Source organism: Pseudomonas sp. B21-054, from assembly GCF_026016345.1.
In the GTDB taxonomy this organism is placed as follows: domain Bacteria; phylum Pseudomonadota; class Gammaproteobacteria; order Pseudomonadales; family Pseudomonadaceae; genus Aquipseudomonas.
In genome coordinates this window covers 654,378-669,799 of record NZ_CP087204.1, presented here as the reverse complement: position 1 = coordinate 669,799, position 15,422 = coordinate 654,378, and the positions used below count along the sequence as shown (strand labels likewise).

11 protein-coding genes and 2 tRNA genes are annotated in these 15,422 nt (G+C 60.8%); 2 read left to right on the top strand and 11 right to left on the bottom strand.

The features are described 5' to 3' along the window. Positions 1-60 precede the first annotated feature (60 nt). From LOY70_RS02900 to rnr, 11 genes are all read right to left on the bottom strand, one after another. Positions 61-3,336, bottom strand: a complete 3,276-nt coding sequence (locus tag LOY70_RS02900; RefSeq protein ID WP_265033161.1) for a DUF2126 domain-containing protein — start codon at positions 3,334-3,336, stop codon at positions 61-63. Positions 3,337-3,510: 174 nt separating this feature from the next. Then, complete coding sequence (locus tag LOY70_RS02895) at positions 3,511-3,972, bottom strand: hypothetical protein (protein WP_265033160.1); 462 nt, start codon at positions 3,970-3,972, stop codon at positions 3,511-3,513. Further along, on the bottom strand, positions 3,969-4,895 hold the full coding sequence (locus LOY70_RS02890; protein ID WP_265033158.1) for an NAD synthetase: 927 nt from the start codon (positions 4,893-4,895) through the stop codon (positions 3,969-3,971). Before LOY70_RS02890 ends, LOY70_RS02895 begins: the two co-directional genes overlap by 4 nt. Before the next feature lie 153 nt (positions 4,896-5,048). Beyond that, positions 5,049-7,349 carry a YgiQ family radical SAM protein gene (locus LOY70_RS02885; RefSeq protein ID WP_123345097.1) on the bottom strand — a complete coding sequence of 767 codons (2,301 nt, stop codon included), beginning with the start codon at positions 7,347-7,349 and terminating at the stop codon, positions 5,049-5,051. 189 nt (positions 7,350-7,538) lie between these two features. Then, positions 7,539-8,936, bottom strand: a complete 1,398-nt coding sequence (dnaB, locus tag LOY70_RS02880) for a replicative DNA helicase (RefSeq protein ID WP_003186384.1) — start codon at positions 8,934-8,936, stop codon at positions 7,539-7,541. Positions 8,937-9,072: 136 nt separating this feature from the next. Continuing rightward, on the bottom strand, positions 9,073-9,519 hold the full coding sequence (gene rplI, locus LOY70_RS02875) for a 50S ribosomal protein L9 (protein ID WP_003186385.1): 447 nt from the start codon (positions 9,517-9,519) through the stop codon (positions 9,073-9,075). An 18-nt stretch (positions 9,520-9,537) separates the two neighbouring features. Beyond that, entirely contained in the window at positions 9,538-10,431 is an 894-nt protein-coding gene (locus tag LOY70_RS02870) for a hypothetical protein (RefSeq protein WP_123345098.1), read from the bottom strand. Between the two features lie 36 nt (positions 10,432-10,467). Then, positions 10,468-10,698: a 30S ribosomal protein S18 gene (rpsR, locus tag LOY70_RS02865; protein WP_002551829.1), complete on the bottom strand. Its 231-nt coding sequence runs from the start codon at positions 10,696-10,698 to the stop codon at positions 10,468-10,470. 28 nt (positions 10,699-10,726) lie between these two features. Then, the gene (rpsF, locus tag LOY70_RS02860; protein WP_025211554.1) at positions 10,727-11,155 is read right to left on the bottom strand and encodes a 30S ribosomal protein S6; all 429 of its coding nucleotides are present in this window, start codon (positions 11,153-11,155) and stop codon (positions 10,727-10,729) included. A gap of 303 nt (positions 11,156-11,458) precedes the next feature. Next, on the bottom strand, positions 11,459-12,220 hold the full coding sequence (gene rlmB, locus LOY70_RS02855) for a 23S rRNA (guanosine(2251)-2'-O)-methyltransferase RlmB (protein WP_265033154.1): 762 nt from the start codon (positions 12,218-12,220) through the stop codon (positions 11,459-11,461). After that, positions 12,217-14,835 carry a ribonuclease R gene (gene rnr, locus LOY70_RS02850; protein ID WP_265033152.1) on the bottom strand — a complete coding sequence of 873 codons (2,619 nt, stop codon included), beginning with the start codon at positions 14,833-14,835 and terminating at the stop codon, positions 12,217-12,219. The genes rlmB and rnr overlap by 4 nt, the downstream gene beginning before the upstream one ends. A 226-nt stretch (positions 14,836-15,061) precedes the next feature. Here rnr and LOY70_RS02845 point away from each other — a divergent pair. Both LOY70_RS02845 and LOY70_RS02840 read left to right on the top strand, forming a co-directional pair. Continuing rightward, positions 15,062-15,148 (top strand) — tRNA-Leu (locus LOY70_RS02845). Positions 15,149-15,323: 175 nt separating this feature from the next. Further along, a tRNA-Leu gene (locus LOY70_RS02840) sits at positions 15,324-15,410 on the top strand. Positions 15,411-15,422: the final 12 nt, after the last annotated feature.

Genomic DNA, 15,422 nt, shown 5'->3' with positions numbered 1-15,422 from the left:
GTGAGACTAGCGCAGCGCGGGACGCCCGGATAGGTGAAATATCCGGGCGTCGCGTAAGACTTAGAAACGGCGCAGATCGAGCGTGAGGGGAAACTCGTCATCCATTGCCAGGCTGGGTATCGGAAGTTTCCCAGGCGTGTGTCCGATACGGAAGAAACGCGCCATCCGCCGGCTCTCGGCCTCGTTGGCATTCACCGGCAAGCTGTCGTAGTTGCGCCCGCCCGGATGAGCCACGTGATACTGACAGCCACCCACTGAACGCTGCATCCAGGTGTCGAGCAAGTCGAAGACCAGCGGCGCATGCACCGGGATGGTCGGTTGCAGGCAGTTGGCCGGTTGCCAGGCGCGGAAACGCACCCCGGCGACGAACTCGCCGACCCGACCGGTGGGTTGCAAAGGCACGGGCACGCCATTGCACGTCAGCAGATAACGTTGCGGCGCCAGGCCGCTGAGCTTGACCTGCAAGCGCTCCAGGGAGGAGTCCACGTAACGCACGGTGCCGCCCACCGCACCCTCTTCCCCCAACACATGCCAGGGTTCGAGGGCCTGGCGCAGCTGCAGCTCGATGCCGTTGACCGCGTAGTCGCCCACCTTGGGGAAGCGGAACTCCAGGTGCGCGGCGAACCACTCGGCCTGCACCGGGTAGCCGGCGGCGTTCAGCTCATGGATGACGTCGGCAAAATCCTGCTCGATAAAGTGTGGCAACAGGAAGCGGTCATGCAGCTCAGTGCCCCAGCGCGCCAGCTTCGCCGGTGCATAGGGCTCACGCCAGAACCGCGCCACCAATGCCCGCAGCAGTAATTGCTGGGCCAGGCTCATGCGGGCATGGGGCGGCATCTCGAAAGCGCGCAATTCCAACAGGCCGAGGCGTCCGGTGGCACCGTCCGGTGAATAGAGCTTGTCGATGCAGAATTCCGCGCGGTGGGTGTTGCCGGTCACGTCGATCAATAAGTTGCGCAACAGTCGATCGACCAACCAGGGTGGGCATTGCTCACCCGGCTCCGGCATTTGTGCGAAAGCGATTTCCAGCTCGTACAACGCATCGTTGCGCGCCTCATCCACCCGTGGCGCCTGGGAGGTCGGACCGATGAACAATCCGGAAAACAGATAAGACAACGACGGGTGGTTATGCCAATAACTGATCAGGCTGCGCAGCAGGTCCGGACGCCGCAGAAACGGTGAGTCAGCCGGTGTCGCGCCACCCAGTACGAAATGGTTACCGCCGCCGGTACCGGTGTGCCGGCCATCGATCATGAATTTTTCGGTGGTCAGTCGGGTTTGCCGCGCTTCTTCGTAGAGAAACTCAGTGCGCTCGACCAGTTCATCCCAAGTTGCCGAGGGTTGCACGTTGACCTCGATCACACCGGGATCGGGAGTGACGCGGAAATTGCTCAAGCGCGGATCGCTCGGCGGCTCATAGCCTTCCAACAGCACCGGACACTGCAGCTCCTCAGCGGTCGCTTCAATGGCGCTGACCAGTTCCAGGTAATCCTCGACCCGTTCCAACGGCGGCATGAACAGGTACAACCGGCCTTCGCGGGCCTCGGCACAGAACGCAGTACGGGTCAGCCAGTCGGCGGACTTGTCGATCTCTGGAACACGATCCTGCTCGGCCGCCGCCTCGCCGTGCCGCGCCAGCTGTTCAGTGTCGGGCAGCTCGGGCAAATCCTGGTTCGGGTCGGTGGGGTGGATAAACGGGTACTCGGCCGCCGTCACCCAAGGTTGGGACGCCAGTGGCAAGCGATAACCCAGGGGCGAATCCCCCGGCACCAGCCGGCAATGGTTGTCCCGCAGGTACCAGCGACCGCTTTGCCATTGATCACCCTTGGCGGTGCGGGCCAGGGGCAGGACCTGCCCGATCACTTTGTCCAGGCCCTGGTTGAAGACCTTGCGCAGCCGTGCCCGCTCCAAGGCGTCTTCCAGACGCGGGTCTTGGGCCGTGACGTTCGAAGGCAACGCCCCTTCGCGCCAGAGGTAATAGAAATTGTCTTCGTAGGCTGGGAAGACGAACCGCGCAGGAATATTCAAGCGCTCGGCGACGCTGGTCAGAAACCGCCCGGCCAATGCACCGTCGGCGCCGTAGTCTTGCTGCTCATCCGCGATCAATGCGTTGTTGTGCCAGATCGGCACCCCGTCTCGCCGCCAATAGCAGTTGAGCGACCAGCGCGGCAGCTGTTCGCCTGGGTACCACTTGCCCTGGCCGAAATGCACCAACCCCTTGGGCGCATAATGATTGCGCATGCGCTGGAACAGCTCGGCGGAGAGCCGACGCTTGTCCGGCCCGAGCGCCGCAGTGTTCCACTCGGCGCCGTCCGGGTCATCGATGGACACGAAGGTCGGTTCGCCGCCCATGGTCAGGCGCACGTCGCCCTCCAGCAGGTCAGCATCGATCTGGCGACCCAGCGTCTGGATCGCCAGCCATTGTTCCTCGGTGTAGGGCTTGGTGACCCGCGGCGCTTCCCAGATCCGCTCCACGGACATTTCGTGGCTGAATTCGCACTCGCACGGCTCCACCAAGCCACTGATGGGCGCCGCCGAGGACGGATCAGGACTACAAGCCAACGGGATATGCCCTTCGCCGGCGAACAGCCCGGAGGTCGCATCCAGGCCGATCCAACCGGCACCGGGCAGGTAGACCTCACACCAGGCATGCAAGTCGGTGAAGTCCACCTCGGTACCGGACGGGCCATCGAGGCTTTTCACATCGGCGGTCAACTGGATCAGGTAACCGGAGACGAACCGCGCGGCCAGGCCCAGGTTGCGCAACAACTGCACCAGCAACCAGGCTGAGTCGCGGCAGGAACCGGAGGCATGCTCCAGGGTGTGCTCCGGGGTCTGGACGCCGGGCTCCATGCGGATCAGGTAGTTGATGTCTTCGCTCAAGCGTTGGTTGAGCGCCACCAGGAAATCCACCGCCGGCAACGGCGTGCGGTCGATACCGTCCAGGTAGGCCTGGAACCTTGGCGTCAGCGGCAGGGTTTCAAGGTACGGCGCCAGCTCCTTGCGCTCATCGGCCGCGTAGGCGAACGGGATTTTTTCAGCGTAGGGCTCGAGGAAGAAATCGAACGGATTGAACACCGCCATTTCCGCCAACAGATCGACTTCGATCCGCAGCTCGCGGGTTTTCTCGGGAAACACCAAGCGCGCCAGGTAATTGCCCTGGGGGTCCTGTTGCCAGTTGATGAAGTGCTGGTCCGGGGAAACCTTCAGCGCATACGAAAGAATCCGCGTGCGGCTGTGGGCGGCCGGGCGCAGGCGAACGATCTGCGGGCCGAGTTCGACGGCGCGGTCGTAGCGGTAATGCGTAACGTGGTGCAATGCGACATGGATCGACACGACGTGCCTCCTGCGAGCCTGGGCGTTAGTGAAAGCGGCGCAAGACTTATGCCATGCAGGCAGGTCGGACACTTTCTTTGTCTACTCAAGGCAGTAGAGCACTAAAAACGCGCGATGCTCGCATTCGTGTGCAAAGGCGCGCACATAAATGTGGCGGGGAGGTAGCGAATCGACTCAGCGACGCGTGCGTGAGGCCTTGGCCGCTTGGATGATGTGTTCGCGTTGGCGGCGGATTTCTACCAGTTTGCCGCGCATTTCCCGATGGCGCTTACTGTTGAGCAACAGCAACCCCAACAGCGGCAACAGCACAGCGAACAGGTAGACGCCTTGATGCGGGCCGTAGGCAAACATTGGCAACACCGCTGCCAGGCATGCCAGGAAGTAACCCGCCACCCACCAGACCGCCCAGGCGCGCCCGCGAGCAATCATGAGGTTGCCCAAGACCAGCACGAGCACCAGGGCCAAGGTGCCGAGGCCAACATAGTCGCCCCTGACGGAAGGCTCCAGGGCACGCCAGTACGTAGTCCCAGCCAAGACCAGCAGCGTCGAGCCTGAAAAGCACCCCAGCAGAATGGTGCCCATGAACACCGGAAAATATCGGGCAAGAAAGCTCTTCAGTGAGCCTCCACCGATCATTCTGTGAACTCCTCGTACAGCCCGACGGCGACGGTTTTCACATGGCCGCCCCCTGTGTAACTGCCGATGACGCCCAAGGCGCCCCCTAAAGAATCTTTAATTTGAGTCAGCGTAGCGTGCCGGATTTCAGCCGACGAATAACGCTTGGGCAGGGCCCCCGCGCGTTGCTGCAGCTTGAGCAACTTGGCGGTCAGGCTCGGGTCCTTCAGCGTCAACAGCTCCTTGGTCAACTTGCTTCGCTCCTGCCGGCTCAACCCTTTGAGCAGCTGATACCAGCTTTTTCCGGTGCCTGCGGCTTTGTTGGCCTTGAGCAGACGGACAGTCGTCAGGGCTGAACCGCCGACACCCACCAGGGAAACCGCGTCAAGAATCGGCGAAACGATGTTGTACCAGTCAGCGTCGTTCATCTCGTCATTGCCAGTCGGATTGGTCAGCTCGTTCGCCACCCGCATTCCGCCAATGACGCATTGCGCGGTACTGGCCGTCGCGGCAGCGGCGCCCAGGGCAACGACAAAGGCACTTGCCCCCGCCGTAAAGGGCACAGCAACGCTGCCACTGAACACCACCACCCAACCAATCACCGCGGCGACACAGGACAAGCCGGCATTGGTTGCTTCAAGCCCCAGCTTGGACTCGCGTGGACTGCTTTTGACCTGATCGATGAACTGCTGTGGCGCGATGTATTTTTTCGCCTCGCGCAGAATGATGCGCTTGGGCGCGATGCTGCAAATCGGCTTGAACTCGCGCAGGGTCACGACGTTGTATTCGGAATCGACATACACCACACCCGCCCCGGCGATGCCAGGATCGGCGTCAATGGCAGCAAACAGGCGCGGCAGGTTGATCTGGCTTTCGATGCGTTTGCGGGCCATGAACTGGGAGAAGCTCAGGTCCATGCCGATGCCCGTTGTAGCGCTGCTCATATGAATCGTCCTTGAGAATCGGAAGTGAGTCTTTATCCCCTCGCCACAAGGATGCTGTGTTCGGGCGGTCGCCACGATAACAAACGGCCAGCACCGTCGCTAGAAAGCAAAACGCCAGCACTGAGGCTGGCGGTTTGCGTAGCAGTTTTACAATTAGCGCGGCACGACAGGCTTGCGCGCAGGCTTCGGTCCTTTGCCCTTGGCAGCGTCCTTGCGTTCCTTGGCGGCCTGCTGGTTGCGGGCGAATGCCGCGGCCTTGGCTTGTTCGCGCTTGTCCCACGGGTTGCCGCCATCACTGGCGCGCGGTGGCAGGCCGGTATGCTGGGTCAGGATCTTGGTGGTTTCCTTCGCCACTTTGTGGCTGCCGGCCGGCGTCGAGTTCTTGCGACGGGCGCTCTGGTAGCTGTCAGTGGCCGGCTGGTGCAACGGGATCAATTGGTTCTTGCCCGGCCCGATCAAGTCGGCGCGGCCCATGCGAGTCAGCGCTTCGCGCAGCATCGGCCAGCCCTTGGGATCGTGATAACGCAGGAACGCCTTGTGCAGCCGGCGCTGTTCCTCGCTCTTGACGATCGTCACCGCGTCGCTCTTGTAGGTGACCTTGCGCAGCGGGTTCTTGCCCGAGTGGTACATGGCAGTCGCCGTCGCCATCGGCGATGGATAGAACGCCTGCACCTGGTCGGCGCGGAAACCGTTGCCCTTGAGCCACAGCGCCAGGTTCATCATGTCTTCGTCGGTGGTGCCCGGGTGAGCGGCGATGAAGTACGGAATCAGGTACTGCTCTTTCCCGGCTTCCTTGGAGTACTTCTCGAACATCCGCTTGAATTTGTCATAGCTGCCGATGCCCGGCTTCATCATCTGGTTGAGCGGACCTTCCTCGGTGTGCTCCGGGGCGATCTTCAGGTAGCCGCCGACGTGGTGGGTCACCAGCTCCTTGACGTACTCCGGCGATTCGACCGCCAGGTCATAACGCAGGCCGGAAGCGATCAGGATCTTCTTCACCCCAGGCAAGGCCCGGGCGCTGCGGTACAGCTGGATCAGCGAAGAATGGTCGGTGTTCAGGTTCGGGCAGATGCCCGGGAACACGCAGGACGGCTTGCGGCACGCGGATTCGATTTCCGGGCTCTTGCAGGCGATGCGGTACATGTTCGCGGTCGGGCCGCCAAGGTCGGAAATGACGCCGGTGAAGCCCGGGACCTTGTCACGGATCTCTTCGATCTCGCGAATGATCGATTCTTCGGAACGGTTCTGGATGATCCGCCCTTCGTGCTCGGTGATCGAGCAGAAGGTGCAGCCGCCAAAGCAGCCACGCATAATGTTCACCGAGAAACGGATCATCTCGTAGGCCGGGATCTTTTCCTTGCCGTAGGCAGGGTGCGGAACACGTGCGTAAGGCATGCCGAACACGTAGTCCATTTCCTCGGTGGTCATCGGAATGGGCGGCGGGTTGAACCAGACGTCGACTTCGCCGTGCTTCTGCACCAGGGCGCGGGCGTTGCCTGGGTTGGTTTCCAAGTGCAATACGCGGTTGGCGTGGGCATAGAGCACCGCGTCGCCACGGACCTTTTCCACCGATGGCAGGCGAATCACGGTCTTGTCGCGGGTCATGCGCGGGCTCGCCAGGATCTGTACGACCTTGGCTTCGCTCGGGTCTTCAACCGGCCCCTTCTCCTGCTCGATGGCGCAGGCTTGAGTGTCCTGGGTGTTCACGTACGGGTTGATGATCTTGTCGATCTTACCCGGACGGTCGATGCGCGTGGAGTCGACTTCGTACCAGCCTTGCGGCGTGTCGCGGCGAATGAACGCCGTGCCGCGCACATCGGTGATGTCTTCGATCTTGTGACCGTAGGAAAGGCGCTGGGCGACTTCGACAATCGCGCGCTCGGCGTTGCCGTAGAGCAGGATGTCGGCGCTGGCGTCGATCAGGATCGAGTTACGCACCCGGTCCTGCCAGTAGTCGTAATGGGCGATGCGCCGCAGCGACGCTTCGATACCGCCGAGCACGATGGGCACATGCTTGTAGGCTTCCTTGCAGCGCTGGCTGTAGACCAGGCTCGCACGGTCCGGCCGCTTACCCGCCAAGCCACCGGGGGTGTAGGCGTCATCGGAGCGGATTTTCTTGTCGGCGGTGTAGCGGTTGATCATCGAGTCCATGTTGCCGGCCGCGACGCCGAAGAACAGATTGGGCTCGCCAAGCTTCATGAAATCGTCTTTGGACTGCCAGTTCGGCTGGGCAATGATCCCGACGCGAAAGCCCTGGGCTTCCAGCAGTCGACCGATGATCGCCATGCCGAAGGACGGGTGATCGACGTAGGCATCACCGGTCACGATGATGATGTCGCACGAATCCCAGCCGAGCTGATCCATCTCCTCCCTGCTCATCGGCAGGAACGGCGCCGGGCCGAAACATTCGGCCCAGTACTTGGGATAGTCAAATAACGGCTTGGCTGCTTGCATGTCGATGACCGGTATAAAAGATGAAAAATCGCGGGCGCGGAATATAGCACAAAAAATAACCAATTCCGACGGCTATGGTCGGAAATCGGCGGTACCTCTGTGGGAGCGGGCTTGCTCGCGAAGGCGGTGCGTCAGTCGACACTGAGGTTTCTGGCACACCGCCTTCGCGAGCAAGCCCGCTCCCACAGGTTATTCGTCATCATCAAAATTGTAGCTACCCGGCGCCAGGTTCTCGAATCGGGTGTACTTGCCGATAAAGGCCAGGCGGATGAAGCCGATCGGGCCGTTCCGCTGTTTGCCGATGATGATTTCGGCGATGCCCTTGTGTTCCGTCTCGGGGTGATACACCTCGTCGCGGTACACGAACATGATGACGTCGGCGTCCTGCTCGATCGCTCCGGATTCCCGCAAGTCGGAGTTCACCGGGCGCTTGTTGGGGCGTTGTTCCAGGGAACGGTTCAACTGGGAAAGCGCCACCACCGGGCAGTTGAACTCCTTGGCCAGGGCCTTGAGGGAACGGGAGATCTCGGAAATCTCGTTGGTCCGGTTGTCGCCGCTGGAGCCCGGGATCTGCATCAACTGCAGGTAGTCGATCATGATCAGCCCGACTTCACCGTGCTCGCGCACCAGGCGACGGGTTCGGGCGCGCATTTCCGACGGGCTGATACCGGCCGTATCGTCGATGAACAGCTTGCGGTCGTTGAGCAGGTTGACCGCCGACGTCAGGCGCGGCCAATCGTCGTCTTCCAGTTGGCCGGAACGGACCTTGGTCTGGTCGATACGCCCCAGGGACGAGAGCATTCGCATGATCAGCGATTCACCTGGCATCTCGAGGGAGTACACCAGCACAGCCTTTTCGCTGCGCAGCACGGCGTTTTCCACCAGGTTCATCGCAAAGGTCGTCTTACCCATGGACGGACGGCCGGCGACGATGATCAGGTCGGACGGTTGCAAGCCGCTGGTCTTCTCGTCGAGGTCGGTGTAGCCGGTGGACAGGCCGGTAATGGCGTTGTCGGTGTTGAACAAGGTGTCGATGCGATCGATGGCCTTGGTCAACAGGTCGTTGACGCTGACCGGGCCACCGGTTTTCGGCCGGGCCTCGGCGATCTGGAAGATCTGCCGTTCGGCTTCGTCGAGGATCTCGGCGGCGGTGCGGCCTTCCGGGTTGAAGGCACTGTCGGCGATTTCGGTGCTGATGCCGATCAATTGGCGCAAGGTGGCCCGCTCGCGCACGATCTGGGCATAGGCCTTGATGTTGGCGACCGACGGCGTGTTCTTCGCCAGTTCACCCAGGTAGCCGAGGCCGCCGACCTGGGACGTCTGGCCTTCCTTGTCCAACTGCTCGGACAGGGTGACGACGTCGATCGGCATGTTCTGATCGGCCAACTTGGCGATCGCACGGAAAATCAGGCGGTGGTCATGTCGATAGAAATCGCCGTCGGATACTTGATCGAGCACGCGTTCCCAGGCGTTGTTGTCCAGCATCAGACCACCGAGCACAGCCTGTTCGGCCTCGATGGAATGCGGCGGCACCTTCAGGGCAGCGGTTTGCAGATCGTATTGCTCAGGAGCGGTGATTTCGTTCATGGCCACTTGATTCTTTGGGAAACGCAGGGGTTTAAGAAAATCAGGAACTACAGAAAGACAAAGGGCACGACCTGTAAACAGGATCGTGCCCGATGTTACCGACTAGCACCCGAGGGTGCCAGCCGACAGGTGTTGCTTAAGCTGCTACCACGACAACGCGTACGGTGGCTTCAACTTCGGCGTGCAGGTGCACGGCTACGTCGAATTCGCCTACGTTGCGGATGGTGCCGTTCGGCAGACGAACTTCGCTTTTCGCCACTTCAACGCCGGAGGCGGTCAGTGCGTCAGCGATGTCGTGAGTACCGATCGAACCGAACAGCTTGCCTTCGTCGCCAGCGGTGGCAGTGATGGTCACTTCCAGCTCGGCCAGTTGGGCAGCACGGCTTTCGGCCGATGCTTTACGGTCTGCGGCGGCTTTTTCCAGCTCAGCGCGACGCTCTTCGAACGCAGCCAGGTTGGCAGCGGTCGCAGCGGTGGCTTTGCCGAAAGGCAGCAGGTAGTTACGGCCGTAACCGGCCTTAACGTTTACTTTGTCGCCCAGGTTGCCCAGGTTGGCGATTTTTTCCAGAAGGATCAGTTGCATGTGAAAATCCTCTAACTTTTAACCTTCACCGTTCGCGTTGTCGGCGTCTTTCGGCGCCATACGACCGCGAAAATCAATCAGGCTGTCGACGATGGCCAAGACCACCAGCAACGGATAGATCAGCTGCATGAACAGCAACAACGTGACGTACAACCCCACCAGCCAGAACCTGCCCAGTCGCTTTTGCGCCACCAGCCCGTGAATCAGGGCCAGGGCGGCAAAGACCAGCGGTACGCTGCACAACGGCGTGAGCATGGCCATCTGAGCACCGAAGTTCGGCCCCAGAAGCATGCCCGCCAGCAGCAACATCGCCAGCCCAAGCGGGAATCGGATGGCGCGAAATTCGCGACCAAAACCACCCGGGTTGTACAACAACGCCTGCCAGTAGCGCCCAATGATCAGGCTCAGCACACTGACGATTTGCAACAAGGCCGCAATCAGGCCGGTCAGGACCGGTGCGATCAGGGACGCGAAACGCGCCTGCTCCTCTACCGACATCTGCTGGTAGAGATCACCGAGAGCCTCGGGCAGGATTTTTATCAAAGCCTGCGACAGCATCTCGATCTGGGGTGCGAAAGCCACCCCGAGCACCACTGAAAACACCACTCCCATCGCTATGCTGACCAGCAGCACGCGGTTCCAGGATTCGCTGGCGCGCAACACCAACGCCAGCGCCGAAGACCCCAGCAGCACCATGAGTGCCCGCGGGTCAGCGGCATACAACCACCAGAACAAAGCCGGCAGCAGTCCCAGAGCAAGAACGCCAAGGGCGTCCTTCAATCCGCGCCGCAGGAGTACAAGACTTCCCGCGGCAGCACCCAACCAATACAACAACGGCAATGCCGCGCATCCAGCCACTACCAGAGTGGCCTGCATACGACCGCGCATGATGAACTCAGCTAAGGCGCGCATGCATTCAATCCTTTGCTACGTGTCGACTGCCCGGTCTCAGCGGCCGTGGCTGTCGGTGTAGGCCAGCAGGGCCAGGAAGCGGGCGCGCTTGATAGCGGTGGCCAGCTGACGCTGATAACGAGCTTTGGTACCGGTGATACGGCTTGGAACGATTTTGCCGGTCTCGGATACGTAGGCTTTCAGAGTGTTGAGATCTTTGTAATCGATCTCTTTCACGTCTTCAGCGGTGAAGCGGCAGAATTTACGACGACGGAAGAAACGTGCCATGTGATTGGCTCCTTAAAAGGTCCGTGGATTACTCGTCAGCGTTATCGCTGTTGTCGCTGTCGCTATCGCTGTCATCGCCTTCGGCGCTGTCAGAGTGCTCAGGACGGTCGCGACGCTCACGGCGCTCACTGCGGTTTTCTTCAGCCTTGAGCATCTCGGATTGGCCAGTGACGGCTTCTTCGCGACGGATGACCAGGTTACGGATCACTGCATCGTTGTAGCGGAAGTTGTCTTCCAGCTCGGCCAGGGCCTTGCCGGTGCACTCAACGTTCAGCATCACGTAGTGAGCCTTGTGAACATTGTTGATTGCATAGGCCAGTTGACGACGGCCCCAATCTTCCAGACGGTGGATTTTGCCGCCGTCTTCTTCGATCAGCTTGGTGTAACGCTCAACCATGCCGCCGACTTGCTCGCTTTGATCCGGGTGGACCAAAAAGATGATTTCGTAATGACGCATGAATGCTCCTTACGGGTTGTAGCCTGCCGCTCAAAAACGGTCAGACAAGGAGTGAATGACACTTATGGACTTGTGGACGCTAGACACATAAGTGCCTGCCATCACAGCAAGGGGCGCAATTGTAGAGAAGGGTCGAGGGAGGCGCAAGGCAATTGGTGATTATTTGAACAACCGGATCTATGCCAATACAAAAATACTGTGGGAGCGAGCTTGCTCGCGATAGCGGCGCGCCAGGCGACATTTCTGTCACTGATTCGCCGCCATCGCGAGCAAGCTCGCTCCCACATTTAATACTCGTCTGGCTCAGGGCTTCTTGGCGGCAACCTTGACACTACGCTGGCGCAGCGCCTCGAACAGGCACACACCGGTCGCGACCGAGACGTTGAGGCTGCTGACGCTGCCCGCCATCGGCAGCTTGACCAGGTAGTCGCAATGCTCACGGGTCAGGCGACGCATGCCCTTGCCCTCGGCACCCATGATCAGGATGGTCGGGCCAGTCAGGTCCTGGTCATAAATACTGACCTCTGCCTCGCCCGCCGTGCCGACCACCCACAGGCCGCGCTGCTGGAGCTTCTCCAGGGTACGCGCCAGGTTGGTCACGGCCACCAGCGGAATCACTTCCGCCGCGCCGCAGGCGACTTTACGCACCACCGGTGTCAACGTCGCCGACTTGTCTTTAGGCACGATGACCGCCAACGCACCGGCGGCATCCGCCGAACGCAGGCAAGCGCCAAGGTTATGCGGATCGGTCACGCCGTCCAGCACCAGCAACAACGGCGCACCCTCGGTGCGATCGAGCAGCTCGTCGAGCATCGCCTCGCCCCAGACCTGGCTGGGGCTGACTTCGGCCACGACGCCCTGGTGCACGCCTTCGACCCAGGCATCCATCTCGCGCCGCTCGGCCTGGCCGACCGCCACACGACTTTCGCTGGCCAACTCGATCAGCGTCTGGACCCGCGGGTCACTACGGCCTTCCGCCAACCAGATCTGCTTGACCCGCTTGGGGTGGTGACGCAACAACGCCTCCACGGCATGCACGCCGTAGATTTTTTCCAATTGACTCATGACCTGGCCTTGGGTTTACGCGCCCCGCCGCTTTTGGCTGGGGCCGAGCCCGCCTTGGGCGGGCCTTTACGGTGTTTGCTCGGCTTGCTGGTCGCCTTGTCCGGGGCCGACCGTCCGGCCTTTCCCCCAGACGCCGCTTTACCACCGCTTTTAGCTTCGGCAAGCAACGCCTGCTTCATTTCACGGCTTTTGCGCAGCTCGGCGTTTTTCGCCGCCGCATCGCTCGGACGATAGGCCTCGACGGCTTTTTCCTTGGCCGGACCGCGACGCCCGGACTTGGACGACGCCGGTTCGGCGGCGGTCTTGGCCGCAGGCGCGGCGGTTTCGCTGCCGCGCTTCTTGCGTCCAATCGGCGCGCTGATGGTTTTTTCGGCCATCTCGAAGTCGATCTTGCGCTCGTCGAGATCGACGCGCATCACCCGCACCTCGACGGTATCGCCAAGCCGGAAGCTGCGACCAGTGCGCTCGCCCGCCAGGCGGTGGTGCACAGGATCGAAGTGGTAGTAATCGCCCGGCAGCGCGGTGACGTGCACCAGGCCTTCGACATAGATGTCGGTCAGTTCGACGAACAGGCCAAAACCGGTCACGGCAGTGATCACGCCGGGGAACGATTCGCCCACGCGATCTTTCATGAACTCACACTTGAGCCAGTTCACGACGTCACGAGTCGCTTCGTCGGCACGCCGCTCACTCATCGAGCACTGCTCGCCGAGTTGCTCAAGGGCCGCTTCGTCGTACGGATAGATGCGCGCCTTCGGAATAGTCATCGCACCGGCACGCTTGACGTGCGGGGTGTCCATCTTCGAATGGATGACGCTGCGGATCGCCCGGTGCGTGAGCAGGTCGGGGTAGCGGCGGATCGGCGAAGTGAAGTGGGTATAGGCTTCGTAATTCAGGCCGAAGTGGCCTTGGTTATCGGCGCTGTACACCGCCTGGCTCAACGAGCGCAGCATGACGGTCTGGATCAGGTGGAAGTCCGGGCGATCCTTGATACCGGCCAGCAATGCCTGGTAATCCTTGGGCGACGGACCGTCCTTGCCCTTGTGCAGGGACAGGCCGAGCTCACCGAGGAACGCCCGCAGTTTTTCCAGACGCTCCGGCGGCGGACCGTCGTGGACCCGATACAACGCAGGGATTTCGTGCTTCTTCAGGAACTCGGCAGTGGCCACGTTGGCGGCCAGCATGCATTCCTCGATCAGTTTGTGAGCATCGTTGCGCACCGTCGGACGAATCTCGGCGATCTTGCGCTCGGTGCCGAAAATGATCCGGGTCTCCTGGGTTTCAAAATCGATCGCTCCGCGCACATGACGGGCCGCGAGCAGCACTTTGTAGAGCGAGTACAGCTCCTTGAGATGCGGCACGACGTCGGTGTACTCACCGCGAAGCTTGCGCGACTCGGCCAGTTTCGGCGTTTCCAGCATCGCGCTGACTTTGTTGTAGGTCAGGCGAGCGTGGGAATGGATCACCGCTTCGTAGAAGCAGTAATCGGTCATTTCACCGGATTTGGAGATGGTCATTTCGCAGACCATGGCCAGGCGATCGACCTGCGGGTTGAGCGAGCACAGCCCATTGGACAATTGCTCAGGCAGCATCGGTATGACCCGTTCAGGGAAGTACACCGAGTTGCCGCGCACCTGGGCTTCGGTGTCCAGCGCCGAACCGAGCTTCACGTAGCTGGAGACGTCGGCAATGGCGACGTACAACTTCCAGCCGCCGGAGAACAGGCGCAGCTTGCCAGGCTTGGCTTCGCAGTAGACCGCATCGTCGAAGTCCCGGGCGTCTTCACCGTCGATGGTGACGAACGGCAAGTGGCGCAGGTCTATGCGCTTCTCTTTGTCCTTCTCCTCGACTTCCGGCTTGAGCTTGGCGGCTTCCTTGAGGACCGCTTCCGGCCAGACGTGGGGGATGTCGTAGGTGCGCAGGGCAACATCGATTTCCATGCCCGGCGCCATATAGTTGCCGACCACTTCGACCACATCGCCCTGAGGCTGAAAGCGCGGGGTTGGCCAATGAGTGATCTTCACCTCGACGAACTGACCGACCTGGGCGTTGGCGTTACGGCCCGGGGTGACCAGCACTTCCTGCTGGATCTTCGGGTTGTCGGCGACGACGAAGCCGATGCCGCCCTCTTCGAAGTAACGGCCAACGATGCTTTCGTGGGCACGGGACACCACCTCGACGATCACGCCTTCACGACGACCGCGGCGGTCCAGGCCGGACACGCGGGCCAGCGCCCGGTCACCGTCGAACACCAGGCGCATTTGCGCCGGGCTCATGAACAAGTCATCGCTGCCGTCGTCCGGAATCAGAAAGCCGAAGCCATCGCGATGGCCGGCGATGCGACCCAGGATCAGGTCGAGCTTATCCACGGGGGCATAAGTGCCGCGCCGGGTGTAGATCAGTTGAGCGTCGCGTTCCATGGCGCGCAGACGGCGGCGCAGGGCTTCGAGCTGGTCTTCGGTGGTCAGACCGAACTCTTCGACCAGCTGCTCGCGGCTAGCAGGCGAACCCCGATCGGCGAGATGCGCCAGGATCAGTTCGCGGCTAGGAATAGGGTTTTCATATTTTTCCGCTTCACGAGCGGCCTCGGGATCGAGGGACTGCCAATCGGCCATTAGAGAGTTTTCACCTTGTCTATATACGGGTTAGTTTGGCATAGGCGTAATGAAACGGGAAATTTCAAGCAGCGATGCCCTTTTCTAAAGCCTTTTGACCCACCTTTGAAGCCCGGGACTGCACCGCTGGTGAAATTTCCCGGTTTTTTTCTTAAGAGGGGTTTACAGTTAAAAACACGCTCCGTATAGTGCGCGCCATCGACGACGCACACACGTTGCCGATACTGCCCAGATGGTGAAATTGGTAGACACGCCAGCTTCAGGTGCTGGTGACCGCAAGGTCGTGGAAGTTCGAGTCTTCTTCTGGGCACCAATTTCGAGCTGCAGATCAACGATCTACAAGCTCACCAAAAACCCGCGAAAGCGGGTTTTTGCATTTCTGGCCCTGCAATTTCGTTTGGCAATTACCAAAACAAAAACAGGGGTTTACAGATCAAAACGCGCTCCGTATAGTGCGCCACATCAACAGCGGCAACGCTGAAGATGCTGCCCAGATGGTGAAATTGGTAGACACGCCAGCTTCAGGTGCTGGTGACCGCAAGGTCGTGGAAGTTCGAGTCTTCTTCTGGGCACCAATTCAAGCTTCA

Excerpts from the sequence above, each read along its gene's own strand:
- LOY70_RS02870 (WP_123345098.1), bottom strand. The coding sequence starts at position 10,431 with ATGCGCGCCTTAGCTGAGTTCATCATGCGCGGTCGTATGCAGGCCACT.
- LOY70_RS02890 (WP_265033158.1), bottom strand. The coding sequence starts at position 4,895 with ATGAGCAGCGCTACAACGGGCATCGGCATGGACCTGAGCTTCTCCCAG.
- rpsF (WP_025211554.1), bottom strand. The coding sequence starts at position 11,155 with ATGCGTCATTACGAAATCATCTTTTTGGTCCACCCGGATCAAAGCGAG.
- LOY70_RS02895 (WP_265033160.1), bottom strand. The coding sequence starts at position 3,972 with ATGATCGGTGGAGGCTCACTGAAGAGCTTTCTTGCCCGATATTTTCCG.
- rpsR (WP_002551829.1), bottom strand. The coding sequence starts at position 10,698 with ATGGCACGTTTCTTCCGTCGTCGTAAATTCTGCCGCTTCACCGCTGAA.
- LOY70_RS02885 (WP_123345097.1), bottom strand. The coding sequence starts at position 7,349 with ATGCAAGCAGCCAAGCCGTTATTTGACTATCCCAAGTACTGGGCCGAA.
- rlmB (WP_265033154.1), bottom strand. The coding sequence starts at position 12,220 with ATGAGTCAATTGGAAAAAATCTACGGCGTGCATGCCGTGGAGGCGTTG.
- rnr (WP_265033152.1), bottom strand. The coding sequence starts at position 14,835 with ATGGCCGATTGGCAGTCCCTCGATCCCGAGGCCGCTCGTGAAGCGGAA.
- dnaB (WP_003186384.1), bottom strand. The coding sequence starts at position 8,936 with ATGAACGAAATCACCGCTCCTGAGCAATACGATCTGCAAACCGCTGCC.
- rplI (WP_003186385.1), bottom strand. The coding sequence starts at position 9,519 with ATGCAACTGATCCTTCTGGAAAAAATCGCCAACCTGGGCAACCTGGGC.